We start from the raw sequence: 14096 nt of genomic DNA, 5'->3' as shown, positions 1-14096 counted from the left end.
CAGGGTGGAGGACTATTTCAGATTGAGAAACGAAAGCACATCAGAGAGTCGCCTGATCTGGCCGAGACCCGGCGCATTGTCTCCGGGCACAAAGTGCAATGTAGACATCCCGGCCGTCTTCGCGCCCTCGATGTCCGAGGTCAGGCTGTCACCAACCATCAGGATTTCATGTGCCGGAAATTCAAACCTTGCTTGCAGCGCTTCAAAGAAGGCGGGTTCGGGCTTCACAGCGCGAACGGCAGAGTGGCAGGAATAGCATCTGACATCAAGGAACTCACCCAAGAAGGTCAGTGCGGGGATAATGTAGGGTGGCGCCAGATTGCTGGCCAGTGCGATGCGGAATCCGGCGCTGTGCAGCCTTTCAAGGACGGTGAGAGCCTCGGGCATGGGTTCGATCGAGATCAGTTCAATGTCGAGATCGCGTTGCCACTCCGGCTGAAACTCCACGCCGCAGGCGGCTGCGAAGAGTTTGATGGTTGGGATCGGCTCCTTTCGCGGGTCAAGTAGGACGGCACCCGGGGTTGAGCGCGCAGCGGCCAGCAAAGATCGCCAAGGGTTGGTCGGGTTGGCGATCCTCAACAGGGTGCCGAAACAGTCAAAGGCCACTGCCCGCACCGGCCTATGATCCATTTCATTCATCACTTTCACCGAGTTGGGTTCGATTTGACCTTTCATCGTAGCGATATCCCGGCGGGATGATCAGGTTGCGGACGGATAGGTGGCCACCGATGCACTGCGCGCAAAGATGATCCCCTTCGCCAAACGCAGCCAGGGAATCCGTGGTGAATCTCGCGATGATCTCGCCGTCATACCCGACGGCGATGGTCTCGCCGCGCACCACGGCATGACCCGATGGGACCTGCGGATCCAGAACGACAGAGCAACCGGTGCAAAGCACTGTCGGAAAAGCGCATCCGGGTTCGACCTCGTCCCAGTGGTGATTGACCGGAAGGTGCGCCGCTCGCGCCTCGATCTCTGGAAGCGTCACCGGGCGGAAATCCCACATGTCCACGCCGACGTTCACGCTGTTGCGAGTGCCGGGCCAGTTTTGGTGGACATGGCCGAACAGTTGCAACCCGCTGCGTCGGGCCCCCGGGAAGGTGATCATCGGATAGTGGCACAGGCAAAGTCGCCGTCCATCGACAAGTATATCCGCCATCTGGGTCATGCTGTCCCACGGCAGATCGCGGATCCACGAGCGGTCGTGGTTGCCAATCACAAGATGTTTGCGGCCGGGAATGGCATGGAACATCTTGCGCACCTCTGCGCGCTGAGTGTCAGTCGCTTTGCTGATGGCGAAATCGCCCAGAATCCAGAGGTCATCCTCAGGACGGACGCGCGCCTGCAGTTCGGCGATGATCGCCGCATCCATGCTGCGTGCGTCCGGAAAGGGTCGAGCACAGAAGGCTATGATGTTCTCATGGCTGAGGTGCAGGTCTGCCGTGAACCAGGTTGTCATGTGCCGTGCCTTTTGGGTTGATATGCTGACCGAAGCAGATCCAGTTCGCGCCGCGCGGAATGAAGCTGGTCACGCAGACACGCCATATGCTGTCGGGCCACCATCGCACCTGTGGCCATGGAGCCGCCCGTCTCCTTGTCGAGTGCCGCACCTGCGAATTGCATGAGGATCAGAAGGCCCTCCACCGTCGCGGCTTCATCCGCAGCGTCTGTCAGCGCATAGGACACATGTCCGAGAAGCGCCTTTCTCCCGGCCATTCGATCCTCCTTCTTCCTACGCATTGAACGTCCTCCCTTGCCGATTCAGAACTGCTGAGCGCAGGGCGGCGGCGAGTTTGACAGCATCATCCCGGCGTAGCCATGTGTAGCCGCGGAGAATGACCTCGTCTGGCATGACGCCCGCCGGCCATTCGGTGTCTAGGCGATACCATCTGCTCCGGCTGCGAGCCCAGTTCCCGCCAAGATCGAGTGCAATCAGCACCGAGGTGAAAATCCTCTTGCCGTCGCTCAGCCGCGGGTGGCCAGACACGGTGCCCGTCAGGCAGGGCACCCCCGCGAAATCGATCGCGGCAAGCCACTCATTAAGAACGGGCGCGTCAGCCAGGGCCTCGGGCGTCGGATCCGTCTGCGCCTCGGCGGCAGCGACGGCGATCATACTCAGCATCGGCATCTCCAAACATAATCAGATGGTAGGTTTCGAGAGGGCCGCAGCGACAAAGCGCCGCCCCCAACGGTCTGGAAGGGCATCGCGCGGTGTGGGGGTGAGGCGGTGTCGCGCACGCGGATGGAGGCGTTCATCTGACAGAGGCAGATCCGCCACAAACAGGGGATCGCGTCCGGCAGCGTCAGGTATGTCCTGTCATAGCCGTAGGAGACCGCATCGCCGTCGTGCTGGATTTGGCCAGCGAGCACAGCGTCGGATTGGCTGGAGAGCCATGCCAGAACGTCAACTTCGTCAAAGCGTCGAGACACGACGGCTCCAGGTTTCGGGCATGCGCCACCAGCGGGCGAAAGGCCCGGGATGCGATGCGGATGGGTTTGAACAGGTTTCGGCGGCGGCCCAGAACCGCCTTGAGGATATGGATAGCCATGTCCAAACCGTGCCCGCAAGGCGAATTTCTTCGTGATTTCATGGGCTTGTTTTGTTCCCAGTTTTTCAAGAAGCAAATCTGCCGATCAACCCCTTGGCGCCGATGGCATTCAGAGGTCAGGTGAGAGGTTTTTCAAAATGCATGAGACGTTGACTGACCACCAGCTAAGCATCCCCTCAGGCCAGCAGCCAAGTGCGTTGCAGGCGTGGGCGCATCCGAATCCGACCAGAAACGGGCTCCTGTGCGAATCGCAACGGATTCCGACAAGGCCTTCCTTCGCCGCGTCTCGGCACGGGATGAACACACAGTTGAGAGGTGCCTTGCAGGTTAGCCGGCAGCCACGCACCCTCCGCAGATGTCTTTCTGCCAGGTATCTCCAGTGTGCGTGTTGCGACTGTCCGCGCCAGTCAAATGCCTCCGATGGCATCAGTTCCGCCGCGTCGCAGGTGCGTGATCTATCGGACAAAAAACCATAGGAATCAGTTTCATGGAAAAATTATTGGGTTTCTTTGGGATTCGATTCGACTCTGTAAAAGCGAAATTTTATAATGATGATGGGTTCACACGAAGACGTGGGCCTAGACAGGAAATGCGCACGGTTTCGATCCCGATACCTCCTTGAGACGTATCACCTATAGGGATGGTCGCCATCATAGTTACGCCCGTGGGGAGGGGCCGGAAACGGCAGGGTCTCCCGTAGTCTCTAGTTCAGGGCGTGCGGCCTGGGCGAAAGATCCATCGATGGCTTGTTCGACGGACTTTCGCTATGCAGAGTATTCAAGATCATATGCATCATGCTGCGGTTTTTCCGCGGGCTGATGATCGTCGTCCCAGCTCGTGGGGACGCACGCTGCTGGCTGCATGGCCGGCGGCGACTTTTGCATGTCGTGATGCAGGTGGATCGCGTCGGTCGGCGGGGCCGACCAGCGTCTGCTTCTTGAAAAATGAATCGACGCGGAAAAATCAGAAATCATCGCAAAATCAGCGTGTTGACTCGAATCTTTACGTCTGCGACGTGACGTGCAGCATGCCGAAAATCGGCAAAACGGGCGCGATCATTTCGCGGCGCGGCGGCCAAGTCATGCCTGAACGGGAGGAGGGCGGGGAAATGTAACGGAAAAGGTAAAGCCCGGATCCTGCAAGATCCGGGCCTCAAAAGTCACAGCCGGGCGAGCCGACCTTAGATTCACACAGGGATCATATCCCAGGTCCTCCACTCGGTCAAACAGTCATCGTCTGGGCTCTCGCCCGGAAGCGAAGAAGTATTGGCTAATCCAATGGAATATCACGAAATCGACCACGACACCTGGGCTTACGGGGAGGCCCGGAACAAGCGCGTCAAGAAGATCGAACTTAACCCGATCCACGGCGTGCTGCCTTTCACCGGAGTCCGCAATCCGATCACGACCAGCAGCGTGTCGCAGAAGGTGATGCTGACCTACATGACGGCTGCGAACGGTTGGCAGCGCAAGGTTGGCGCCGCGGAAAGTGCTGCAGAGGCCGCCGCAGGGGAGGAAGCCCTGATCGACCCTGACGTATATGACGTCGAATTTCAGCCGCTGACTTTCCCCTACGAATATCCCAAAGGAAATATCCGGCCCCATACCATCGACATCCGGGTCACGTTCAACTCGGGCCTGCGGCGCTTCATCTTCGTTCGCAACGCCGAGAGCCTGAGCAAGCCTTGGGTTCAGGAAGAAATCGACGCGATCCAGAATGCGGTGCCAACCCATGAGGCACACGAGTTCATGGTGGTGAACGCTGACACCTACACCAGAGCGCGCCGCGACAATCTTCGGCGGATGCATCGTCTCGTTGCCTTCATGCCCGATCCGGTCTCGGATCGGATGGTGGCAGCTGCCGCGAGTGAGCTGAAAACGCTCTGGCGGATTTCCGACCTGTGCGGTGTTGTCGACTTGGCACCGGCGCGCGTCATGCAGTCCTGCCTGCGCCTGATCGCGGCGAAGTCCCTTTGCGCAGATATGGATGCCGTCATCTGCCGGCACTCGCGGATCTGGAGGGCTGTGTGATGGCCATGCCTTTCCCCAACTATAAAATTCCGTCGGGCCTGCGTGTTATGAAGTCCGGGGTGTCGCATGCGATTCATCCCGCAGGCGATGGGACCTTTCGTTTCACTGATCTCGGGACCGGCAATACGGAAGTCATGTCCTACCGGGAAATCCTGCACTATCTTCGCCTCCCGGGTGTTTCTGCAGCGAACATGCTGAGCACGACCTCTGCCGCAGCCGCGCGGACTCGCGACGGTGGCTTCCACTACCGCGACCAGTTGCACCAGAAAATCAAGGCTCAGATCGATCCGCGTATTGCCTTCTGCATGGGGGTGGACGCGTTGGAAACCATTGGTGTTCCGATCTCCGCTGCCGCGATGGACAAGCTGGAAAACCGCAAGGTGATCCGACGGGTCGCATCTGAGCACTATAAGGGCAAGCCGATCATCATCTCCGGATCTGACGTGCGCGGGGGATCGGAAGTGACCGTCATTCCTCTGCCCACTGGACGGACTTTGTTCAAATATTGGCGCCGGTTCCGCGAGTCGGGCTATGACGAAATGTCCCTGCCAGACCAGGCGTGGAAGCGGGGCAATCGTGTGCGCCGCATCGCGCTGCGTGTGGTCGAACTGATGTCGCAGACCTTGGACGAAGCATGGCTCGACACCAGAACGCCCACGATTGCACACGCCCTGAGGCATCTTCACGGCCTGATTGCTGCCGAAAACCAGAAGCGGTTGCGCAACGGGCTCAAGCCGTTGCCCCGCGTAACCCATAAGACATTGGCCGAGCATTCGAAGAAAATCTCGGAGACTGCCCGGCAGATTGCCCGTGATGGCCAGCGGGCTGTCGAGAACAACCGTTCTCGCGGGGCCAGTGACACGCGGGCACTGTTCATCGGCGAGCTCGTCCAGGTTGATGAGTGCAAGTTGTCCATCATCACGGTGGCCAAGCGGCGCGGCTGGTGGGAGAATCTGACCGCCGAAGAGCAGCAGACCCTGGAGGAAATCGATGAGATTATCCGCTCTCGCCTTTGGCTGATCCTGATCCTCGATGTTGCATCTCGCATGCCCCTTGGCTGGGTCCTGACCGACAATCCTGGAAAGGAGGCCATGCTCGAAGCCATTCGCATGGCCATGCGGGACAAAACCCGCGAAAAGATCCTCTATGGCTGCGAGTGCGATCCCATGCCTGCGGTCGGCATCGCATGTTTTGTTTACGACAATGGTGCGCCTGGGCGGAATGCGGATGTGAAGTCGGCCAATCTTGGGCTCGACGTTCAGACCGTCGATGCCCGCGCCTATCATGGCGTCGAAAAGCCCTACGTCGAGCGGATGTTCGGGTCGCTCGAGTCCCGGGTCATCAACATGCTCCACGGCTATACGGGTCGGAAAGCGGGGCACCTGACCGGCTACGATGCGATCAAGAATGGTGTTCTGGATCTTCAGGAACTCTACGGCATCCTCACCCGCTATTTTGTCGACGAATATCCCTACGAGCGCCATTACGGAGCCACCATGATGGGGGCTCGGCCGTTCAACAAGCTGGAGGAAATCAACAGGGATTACGGTTTCATCCCCGCTCCGGCCGATCACGACCGCCGTATCCATCTCGGGTGGCGCAGCGTGGTCACCGTCACCGATGATGGCGTGAAGGCCTTCGGTCTTCCCTACACGTCGCCTGAGCTTCAGGCCTTGAAGGACAGCATTCACGGAAAGGTTGCCGTTTACACCGATCCCGATTGCATCGACCACGTCAGCATTGTGATCGAAGGGCATCCGGAGCCGGTTTTGGCTGAACTGAGCTGGACGGCGATGAAGGGGCTTACCCTGCATGAATTCCATGAAATTGCCCTGGCATCGCGCGCGGAAGACCCCGATGAAACGGAGGTTTTCGAAGCCCGCCTCGTCCGAGTCCATCGCGAACGGTATGAACAGATGCAGTTCATTGCGATGGAGCGCAATCTCGGCCGCAGTTTCATCACGGCGAGGGAAGCCGAGGCCAAGGCTGCGGTGATCGCGACCGGCGTCCAGACTTCCTGTGTCGAAGACATCGGTGAAACGGCGCGCGCGGGTTCTGTCACCGATCAGGGTCCGGGTCGTGGCGTGCGGAAGGTGGGGGCAGGGTTCCAGCCCGCAATTGATGGAAAGCAGGCAGGCAAGGACGTCACCCCGCGGCCGGTCACTCAGGCCCGGCTTGGCAAGCCCAATACCAAGGGAAAACTGTCATGAGCTTTATCAACCCCGCCAAGGTGGCTGTTCTCGCCACCCTCAAGGACAAACACTACGGATTTCCCCGCGCAGATGATCTGCGCGGTGGGCTTCAGGATGTCTTGGAAGACTACTGTGCGAAAGCATCGCTCGGGAAGGATTTCGAGGCACGTGGTCTGCTGGTGACCGGACCATCCCGGGTCGGGAAGACGACGGAACTTCGCAAACTGATCGGCGCATTCAATGGGAGCGACACGATCATGCCCGATGGCCGTCCGGCAAAAATTGCGTCCGTGATGTTGAAGGGCACACTGACCTGGAAAGATCTCGGCATCTACACTCTCAAGACCGGTATGGGATTCCCCTCCGAGAAGCGCATGACCCAGCATGCGGTTTGGCATCTTGTCCAAGCCCAGGCAAAGGCTCAGGGCGTCGTCGGTATCCACTTCGATGAGTGCCAGCACATCTTCCCAAAAGAGGGGCGGGCGGAACGCAGTAAGATCCTGGACAGCTTCAAGTCCCTGCTGAAGGATCCGGACTGGCCGATGGTGCTAATTCTGTCCGGTGTCGACGAGTTGGCAGGTCACATCAAGTCTGATGAACAGATCGACGCACTTCTGGATGAGGTGGCGTTCCCCGAAATAAACCTGAACCAGCAGGAGGATGTCGACGAACTGAATACCCTTTGTCATGCCTATGCGGAGATGGTCGGGCTGGATTTTTCTGATCTGGCTTCCATCGACTTTTTCCAGCGTCTCGCCCTTGCCTGTGCGGATCGTTGGGGATTGGTGATCGAACTTTTGATCAACGCCCTGGTGAACGCGGTTCTTGAGGGGGGCGACACTATCCGGTCCGAGCATTTCTGTCAGGCGTTCACCAAGGGAACCCGGTATCGGCCCGGGATCTCGCCGTTTTCGATCAGCGACTTCGAGAAGCATTTCGAGCGCCAGAAACTCGCCAAGCTTTGGGATGAACGCAAGAAGGCAAACAAGTCCGAGTAGCTGTCGGTGGGTTCAGCCCAGATCTGAAAAATCGCAATCAAAACAAAGGGCCCGCGCCAGTCGCGGGCCTTTTCATTTTCGTGGCTCATGATCGCGCGTGCGGTTTCGACCTACAAGCTTATGGGTAAAAGCAACATGGTTATGCTCCAATGCCTCGGAGGTCACATAATATATTATTAAAATCAATAGGTTGTGGCGTCTCTACTGATTCGAATTATTCGGCTGCGCGCTCATATGCTCCACTGACAGGTGTCATTGAAGCATATGAGAGCGGGTTGTACCCATAAGCTTGCACTGACCCCGCCATGACCTGCATTCCTGCACATGAGCCGACTTAAATGGAAGAGCGCGGATCGACATGGATTCGCGCCTTTCTCGTTTTATATCAGCGTGTTGTGTCGCTATGCTGCTTCAGGATCTGAGCAAACGCATCCGATCGCCGATCCCGTTACCGATCCATTGTTGCCCGAGGCGACAATGATCTCTTTCGCCGCGCGTCTTGCGGTGGCAAATCGTGTGTGTCGGCTCTTTACCCCTTTGTGGGCCCCTCGGGCTGGATCTGACGGCCCAGGTTAACGAGATGAGGGTCAGATATAGCTCCTGGCCGACTATGGTGGTTAGACGCGCCCGATCTCTTCGGGGCTTCGGATGATGGGCTTGTCTGGATCAGGTTAGAACGACTGGCCCTTTCGGAGATCCCTGGACGGCGGGTGCGCGCCTGGCCCGGGAATGCGTATCTCAGGATCGTGTCCGAGGCGTCGTCCTTGCTTCTCGACCGCTGCGAGCCCTTGTCCAGACCTGGCGCTGTTGCATCTCGTCGATGTCTCGCCGTCTCTTCCCAAAGATTTTCGGCACGCTGGCACGCGCATGACGTGCCGGGCAAAGCTGGCAGCGGGGCCGCATTTTTCGGGATCCGGGCGCGAGACCACCTCACAAAACCGGATCGGCAACGCATGGATCGACATGCTGGATGTTGAAATCGTGGGCGAATGTGCCGAGATGATAGGTTCCTCCCTGCTGTTCGGGAAGAACCGAGGTGTGACATCTTGCAGTTCCGGAACGCTTGCCGAAGCGGTTTCAGGCGGGGTCACGGTTCCTATAGGCGACCCTGAAGTGGTTCTGAAGCTCTTCGAGGCCCTGCGCTTTGCGGAGGGTGCCGTTCAGGATCGCCCACAAGGTCGCTATGGTTGCATCCACGCATGGTGGACGCGGGACGGCGGCAGCAATTCATGGTTTGAGCCTGACCCTGCGATCCTGCGAAACCACATCATGATGAGCTGGCTGCTTGAGCGCAATTCCATGGTGCTGGACGAAAAGGTGAGCGAACGACGGTTCCACTGCCTTCAGCCCGCCGCGGAAGAAATTGATCATAGGTGAGGCCTAGCGCAAGCTTTCATCGCAACGGCGCATTCTGGGTGAGGTGGCATGAAAGCCAGAAACTGCTTTGGCGACAGCTTCTCGCGAAACATGATCGCACCCTCTGTCGCTTCGTGCAGTTGACAGAGCTGTTTCGTCAGGTCAACGCCGATGATCGATGCCTCGTCCTTACTGGTTCCTGCCGATCCTGTCCGGATCCCTATGGCACATAAGTGCTGTCAGGAGGGGCGACCAACCTGTCGTCACTGATCGGTCGCGGTGTCAGATCAGTCGCGCATCCGGCCGCCATCGTCCCAGACCGGTGCCAGATGCACCCGTGCCGGGCGGCGCTCGCCGAGGATTTCGACCTCCAGCGCCAGACCGTCTTCGACGCGGCCAGCGGGAATGAAGCCCATTGCCAGGGACTTGCCGGTCCAGTGGCTGTAGCCGCCCGAAGTGCACCAGCCGACGACTTTTCCGTCCAGCCAGACCGGCTCCCAGGCCACGACATCGGCATCGGTGACATCGACCTCCATCGTGACAAGGCGGCGCGCGGGGCCGGTTTCGCGTTCCTTCAGCGCGGCCTCTTTGCCGATCCAGTCGACAGGTTTTGTCCAGGCGATGAACCGGTCAAGACCGGTCTCGGCAGGGGTGTAATCGGGCGAGAATTCGCGCCCCCAGGAGCCGAACCATTTGTCGAGCCGGAGGCTCATCATCGCCCGCATCCCGAAGGGGGTGATGCCCAGATCCGCGCCGGCCTTCAGCAGGACCTCCCAGAGATGGCGGACAGACATCTGGTCGCAAAAGATCTCATATCCCAGATCGGCGGTGTAGCTGACGCGCTGAACAATGCAGTTCGCCATGCCGACGGTCATCGGCTTTACATCCATGAATTTGAACGATTTCGCCGAGACATCGGTGCGGGTGACGCGCGCCAGCAGCTTGCGGGCATTCGGCCCGGCGATGGTGAAGCCGGATCGCGTATCCGAGATGTTCTCAACGGTGACGCCCGGCGCGGCATGGTCGTGGAACCAGCGCAGATGCCAGCCTTGCGCGCCATAACTGGCGGTCAGCTGGAATTCGGTCTCAGACAGGCAGGAAACGGTGAAATCGCCGATGATCTTGCCCGAGACCGCCAGCATCGGGGTCAGCGAGATACGCCCCGGTTTCGGGATGCGTCCGGCCATGATGCGGTCGAGCCAGGCGCGGGCGCCCGCACCTTTGACGAGGTATTTGCCGAAATTCTGCAGCTCATTGATGCCGACGCCCTCGCGAAGGCCCCTGACCTCGCGCGCGGTGGCCTCCCAGGCGTTGGAGCGTTTGAAGCTTGGCGTCTCATAGCGCGGCTCGCCGGGCAGGGCGAAGTAATTGACGACCTCAAGCCCGTATTGTTGGCCCCAGACCGCGCCCATCTTGTCGAACACGTCATACATCGGCGTGGTGCGGAAGGGCCGGGCGGCCGGGCGTTCCTCGTTCGGGTAAGAGACGTTGAACCGCATCTGGTAATTTTCGATGACCTTCGGCACGGTATAGCCGGGGCTGGTCCAGGTGCCGAACCGCGCCACGTCAAAGCCGCGCGGGTCGCGTTCGACCTCGCCTTCGATCATCCATTGCGCCAGTGCGAGGCCCATGCCGCCGCCCTGGCTGAACCCGGCCATCACCGCGCAGGCCGACCAGTAATTCCTCAGCCCCGGCACCGGCCCGATCAGCGGGTTCCCGTCCGGAGCAAAGGTAAATGGCCCGTGGATCACGCGCTTGACGCCCGAGCGTTCCAGGACCGGGAAGCGGCGATAGGCAAAGGCGACCGACTCCTCGATCTTATCGAAATTCTCGTTCAGAAGCTCGTGTCCGAATGTCCAGGGCGTGCCGTCGAGTGCCCAGGGCTCGCAGGGTTTCTCATAAAAGCCGATGCACAAACCGCGCCCTTCCTGGCGCAGATAGCTCTCGCCGCCCGGATCCATCACATGCGGGAATTCGCGGCCCTGGGCGAGGATCTCCATGATCTCGGGGATGTCCTCGGTCACCAGATACTGATGCGCCATCGGCAGAAGCGGCAGGTAAACGCCGGCCATGGCGCCGATTTCCCGCGCCCAGAGGCCGCCGGCATTCACCAGATGTTCGCAGGTCACGGTGCCTTTTTCGGTCACAACCTCCCAGCCGTCTTTCGTCGGGTTCGTCTCCAGCACGCGGTTATTCAGGACAATCTCGGCCCCCGCCATTCGCGCGGCCTTTGCATAGGCATGGGTGGTGCCCGAGGGATCAAGATGCCCGTCCAGCGGGTCGTAGAGCCCGCCGATGATGCCGTCGAGACTGACCATGCCATCGGTCAGTTTTGAAATCTCGGCAGGCGAGAGGATCTCGGTATCGAGCCCCATATAGCGGTGTTTCGCGCGCTCGGCCTTCAGCTGTTCAAACCGCGCCGGGTTGTCGGCCAAAGTCACCCCGCCAACATGGTGCAGCCCGCAGGACATGCCGGTGATCTCTTCGAGTTCCTTGTAAAGCCGGATCGTATACCCCTGCAGCGCCGCCATGTTGGTGTCGCCGTTCATGGTGTGAAACCCGCCCGCCGCGTGCCAGGTCGATCCCGAGGTCAGCTCCGAGCGCTCGATCAGCATCACATCCGTCCAGCCGAGCTTTGTCAGGTGGTAAAGCACCGAACACCCAACCACCCCGCCGCCAATCACCACAACCCGGACTGATGTGCGCATAGCCATCCCTTTCAGATCATATCGGGATTATCGGGCGCACCTGGCGGGATTCTTGTTCATCGGCGACTTTGAGTGTCGTTTATACAGCAGGTCTCGGCGATGCGACGGCAGGCGCGGGCCAGTTCCGGCCAGACCGCGCCGATTGCCGCAGGAGACCAGACCCCTTTGCGGCCGCGGCCGTCGCGGATCGGGCTGCCCGTTGCCAGCTGGCCAAGCTGTTCGGCTTTAACCTCGGGCCCGTTCATCGTCACCACCGCGATATGGCGGCGCCGGGCGGCGATCCAGGGCAGAGCGGCCTTGATCCGGGGCCAGAACGGCAGTTTTGACATGAATTCGCGCCGCAACATCACGGCGCAATCCTTCGGCACGGCCCGGATGATGTCGCGTGCGAGCGAGGAGATGATGACGTCATCAATATACATGCCGCCTGCGTTCGTCTCCTGCGGATCTTGCAAAATGGCCGCGTAGAGGCTGGACGGATTGGGAGTAACGCCTGAGTGAAATGCGAGGACCGAAGAGTTCCCGACCGGAAAATGCGCCCCCGGGCGCAACCGGTCGAGCAGCCGGCGCAGCCGCGAAAAGCCAAGCCCGGCGGGGGGCAGCATGAAGAGGCTCGTTTCATCCGTAACCAGGGCCGCCAGACGCCCCAGATCACCGATCACCGCCGAATCGAGGTCGATATAGATGCAGCGCAGATCGCGGGGCGTGATCTCGGGCGAGAGCACCGCGAGTTTTGCACGATAACCGGGCGAAAAGAATTCCGGCTGGCTGAAGGGGGCAGGGAACAGGCATTGGCGGATCCGGGGATCCAGATCCGGGCGCGGGCGGTCGCTGACCAGCACGGCCTCGCGCATCCCGGGCGAGTGGTCGAAAGCCCCCTGGACGATGCAATTGATATGCGCGGCGCCATAGCGCTCCCCCCAGATCGCCAGGATGAGCGCGAAGGGCAAGGGGCCGGGTTCCGGGCTCATTTCTCAGGGATCAGCCCGCGCGGTGCAAAGCGCAGCACCAGCAGGAGGATCACCCCAAGCATCAGGAGCCGCATATGCGCCGCAGATTCCGCCAGCTGGGTTTTCACCGGTCCTGCCGGCAGAACCGAGGTCAGCCAGCCCATGATCATCGGCCCAAAGGATTCTGCCGCCAGATAGAGCCAGCCGATCAGAATGCCGCCCAGAATGGCGCCCTTGTTATTGCCCGAACCGCCAACGATCACCATCACCCAGATCAGGAAGGTAAAGCGCAGCGGTGCATAGCTTGACGGTGTCAGCTGGCCGTCGAGCGAGGTCATCATCGCCCCCGCCAGACCCACCACGGCAGAGCCGAGGATAAAGATCTGCAAATGGCGGTATTTGACATTCTTGCCCATTGCGGCGGCCGAGATTTCATTGTCGCGGATCGCGCGGGTCATGCGCCCCCAGGGGCTGTTAAGCGCGCGTTCACACAGCCACAACAACACCAGTACAACGATGGCAAACAGGCCCGCGTAAAGCAGTTTTACCGCAATGGCCGAGGCCGGAACCGGATCGGCATTCACCAGCCCGATCCAGTCAGTGAAATCCGGATTGCGCTGCAGCTCCAGCTCGTATGGCACCGGCCAGGGGCGGGGCAGGTCGATCAGGTTCTTGACCCCGCGCGCCAGCCAGTCCTCATTCCTCAGCGCGGCGATGATGATCTCGCCGATCCCCAGCGTCGCAATGGCGAGGTAATCCTCGCGCAGGCCAAGCGCCACTTTGCCGATCACCCAGGCCACGGCCCCCGCCAGAGCTGCACCCACCGGCCAGGCCCAGAGCGAGTTGAACCCGAGACCACCGATATGCCCGGCTTTCGACGAGTCATTCGCCTCGACCGCCATGACGGCAGGGTCAAGCAGCGCGCGGTAGATGAAGAAGCAGACCAGCAGGAAAGCGATGGTCGCCAGCGTTCGCGTGCTGCCCTTTGGCAGCTTTTTCTGCATCCAGACCGCCAGCACGATTGCAATAGCGCCAAAGACCAGCGCCGAGAGGATTTCGGGCGTGCCGGCCTCCCAGGCGCCGGCGACGGGTTTGCCCGAGACCAGCGCGACCCCAACGCCGCCAAGGGCAACAAAGCCGACGATCCCGGCCGAGAAGAGCCCGGCCCAGCCCCATTGGATATTCACGCCAATCGCCATCACCGCCGAGATCAGCGCAAGGTTCAGAATATTGAGCGCGAGGTTCCAGCTTTGAAAAAAGCCGGTCAGCAGGAAGAGAACCGCGACGCCGGCAAAGAGAAGGGTATTACGCAT

13 protein-coding genes are annotated in these 14096 nt (G+C 60.2%); 5 read left to right on the top strand and 8 right to left on the bottom strand.

Annotated elements, in window-relative coordinates; translation table 11 throughout:
* Positions 1 to 12: 12 nt before the first annotated feature.
* The 5 genes from AC4FS3_RS06400 to AC4FS3_RS06380 all read right to left on the bottom strand — a co-directional run bounded on the left by AC4FS3_RS06400 (position 13) and on the right by AC4FS3_RS06380 (position 2618).
* Positions 13 to 675 (bottom strand): HAD family hydrolase, encoded by a 663-nt coding sequence (locus tag AC4FS3_RS06400; RefSeq protein ID WP_491019821.1) that lies wholly within the window; start codon positions 673 to 675, stop codon positions 13 to 15.
* On the bottom strand, positions 632 to 1459 hold the full coding sequence (locus AC4FS3_RS06395; RefSeq protein WP_491019820.1) for a phosphoesterase: 828 nt from the start codon (positions 1457 to 1459) through the stop codon (positions 632 to 634). The genes AC4FS3_RS06400 and AC4FS3_RS06395 overlap by 44 nt, the downstream gene beginning before the upstream one ends.
* Positions 1456 to 1716 carry a hypothetical protein gene (locus AC4FS3_RS06390; protein WP_491019819.1) on the bottom strand — a complete coding sequence of 87 codons (261 nt, stop codon included), beginning with the start codon at positions 1714 to 1716 and terminating at the stop codon, positions 1456 to 1458. The genes AC4FS3_RS06395 and AC4FS3_RS06390 overlap by 4 nt, the downstream gene beginning before the upstream one ends.
* Before the next feature lie 16 nt (positions 1717 to 1732).
* Complete coding sequence (locus AC4FS3_RS06385; RefSeq protein ID WP_491019818.1) at positions 1733 to 2122, bottom strand: DUF6634 family protein; 390 nt, start codon at positions 2120 to 2122, stop codon at positions 1733 to 1735.
* A 181-nt stretch (positions 2123 to 2303) separates the two neighbouring features.
* Complete coding sequence (locus tag AC4FS3_RS06380) at positions 2304 to 2618, bottom strand: hypothetical protein (protein WP_491019817.1); 315 nt, start codon at positions 2616 to 2618, stop codon at positions 2304 to 2306.
* A gap of 697 nt (positions 2619 to 3315) precedes the next feature.
* Here AC4FS3_RS06380 and AC4FS3_RS06375 point away from each other — a divergent pair.
* From AC4FS3_RS06375 to AC4FS3_RS06355, 5 genes are all read left to right on the top strand, one after another.
* Positions 3316 to 3663, top strand: a complete 348-nt coding sequence (locus AC4FS3_RS06375; protein WP_491019816.1) for a hypothetical protein — start codon at positions 3316 to 3318, stop codon at positions 3661 to 3663.
* Between the two features lie 163 nt (positions 3664 to 3826).
* Positions 3827 to 4579: a hypothetical protein gene (locus tag AC4FS3_RS06370; RefSeq protein ID WP_491019815.1), complete on the top strand. Its 753-nt coding sequence runs from the start codon at positions 3827 to 3829 to the stop codon at positions 4577 to 4579.
* On the top strand, positions 4579 to 6789 hold the full coding sequence (locus AC4FS3_RS06365; protein WP_491019814.1) for a TnsB C-terminal domain-containing protein: 2211 nt from the start codon (positions 4579 to 4581) through the stop codon (positions 6787 to 6789). Before AC4FS3_RS06370 ends, AC4FS3_RS06365 begins: the two co-directional genes overlap by 1 nt.
* On the top strand, positions 6786 to 7769 hold the full coding sequence (locus AC4FS3_RS06360; RefSeq protein WP_491019813.1) for an ATP-binding protein: 984 nt from the start codon (positions 6786 to 6788) through the stop codon (positions 7767 to 7769). Before AC4FS3_RS06365 ends, AC4FS3_RS06360 begins: the two co-directional genes overlap by 4 nt.
* An 807-nt stretch (positions 7770 to 8576) precedes the next feature.
* A complete protein-coding gene (locus AC4FS3_RS06355) occupies positions 8577 to 9146 on the top strand; it encodes a hypothetical protein (protein WP_491019812.1) in 570 nt (189 codons plus the stop codon).
* Between the two features lie 266 nt (positions 9147 to 9412).
* Here AC4FS3_RS06355 and AC4FS3_RS06350 read toward each other — a convergent pair whose 3' ends face one another.
* From AC4FS3_RS06350 to AC4FS3_RS06340, 3 genes are read right to left on the bottom strand one after another with little or no spacing between them, the layout of a single operon-like run.
* On the bottom strand, positions 9413 to 11833 hold the full coding sequence (locus tag AC4FS3_RS06350) for a GcvT family protein (RefSeq protein ID WP_491019811.1): 2421 nt from the start codon (positions 11831 to 11833) through the stop codon (positions 9413 to 9415).
* Positions 11834 to 11889: 56 nt separating this feature from the next.
* Complete coding sequence (locus tag AC4FS3_RS06345) at positions 11890 to 12804, bottom strand: hypothetical protein (protein WP_491019810.1); 915 nt, start codon at positions 12802 to 12804, stop codon at positions 11890 to 11892.
* Positions 12801 to 14096, bottom strand: a complete 1296-nt coding sequence (locus tag AC4FS3_RS06340; RefSeq protein ID WP_491019809.1) for a branched-chain amino acid ABC transporter permease — start codon at positions 14094 to 14096, stop codon at positions 12801 to 12803. Before AC4FS3_RS06340 ends, AC4FS3_RS06345 begins: the two co-directional genes overlap by 4 nt.

The organism is Pseudogemmobacter sp. TB195 (genome assembly GCF_058313095.1).
This window is presented reverse-complemented; position numbering and strand designations above follow the sequence as displayed.

Excerpts from the sequence above, each read along its gene's own strand:
- AC4FS3_RS06360 (WP_491019813.1), top strand. The coding sequence starts at position 6,786 with ATGAGCTTTATCAACCCCGCCAAGGTGGCTGTTCTCGCCACCCTCAAG.
- AC4FS3_RS06375 (WP_491019816.1), top strand. The coding sequence starts at position 3,316 with ATGCAGAGTATTCAAGATCATATGCATCATGCTGCGGTTTTTCCGCGG.
- AC4FS3_RS06370 (WP_491019815.1), top strand. The coding sequence starts at position 3,827 with ATGGAATATCACGAAATCGACCACGACACCTGGGCTTACGGGGAGGCC.
- AC4FS3_RS06395 (WP_491019820.1), bottom strand. The coding sequence starts at position 1,459 with ATGACAACCTGGTTCACGGCAGACCTGCACCTCAGCCATGAGAACATC.
- AC4FS3_RS06400 (WP_491019821.1), bottom strand. The coding sequence starts at position 675 with ATGAAAGGTCAAATCGAACCCAACTCGGTGAAAGTGATGAATGAAATG.
- AC4FS3_RS06365 (WP_491019814.1), top strand. The coding sequence starts at position 4,579 with ATGGCCATGCCTTTCCCCAACTATAAAATTCCGTCGGGCCTGCGTGTT.
- AC4FS3_RS06350 (WP_491019811.1), bottom strand. The coding sequence starts at position 11,833 with ATGCGCACATCAGTCCGGGTTGTGGTGATTGGCGGCGGGGTGGTTGGG.
- AC4FS3_RS06340 (WP_491019809.1), bottom strand. The coding sequence starts at position 14,096 with ATGCGTAATACCCTTCTCTTTGCCGGCGTCGCGGTTCTCTTCCTGCTG.
- AC4FS3_RS06390 (WP_491019819.1), bottom strand. The coding sequence starts at position 1,716 with ATGGCCGGGAGAAAGGCGCTTCTCGGACATGTGTCCTATGCGCTGACA.
- AC4FS3_RS06385 (WP_491019818.1), bottom strand. The coding sequence starts at position 2,122 with ATGCTGAGTATGATCGCCGTCGCTGCCGCCGAGGCGCAGACGGATCCG.
- AC4FS3_RS06345 (WP_491019810.1), bottom strand. The coding sequence starts at position 12,804 with ATGAGCCCGGAACCCGGCCCCTTGCCCTTCGCGCTCATCCTGGCGATC.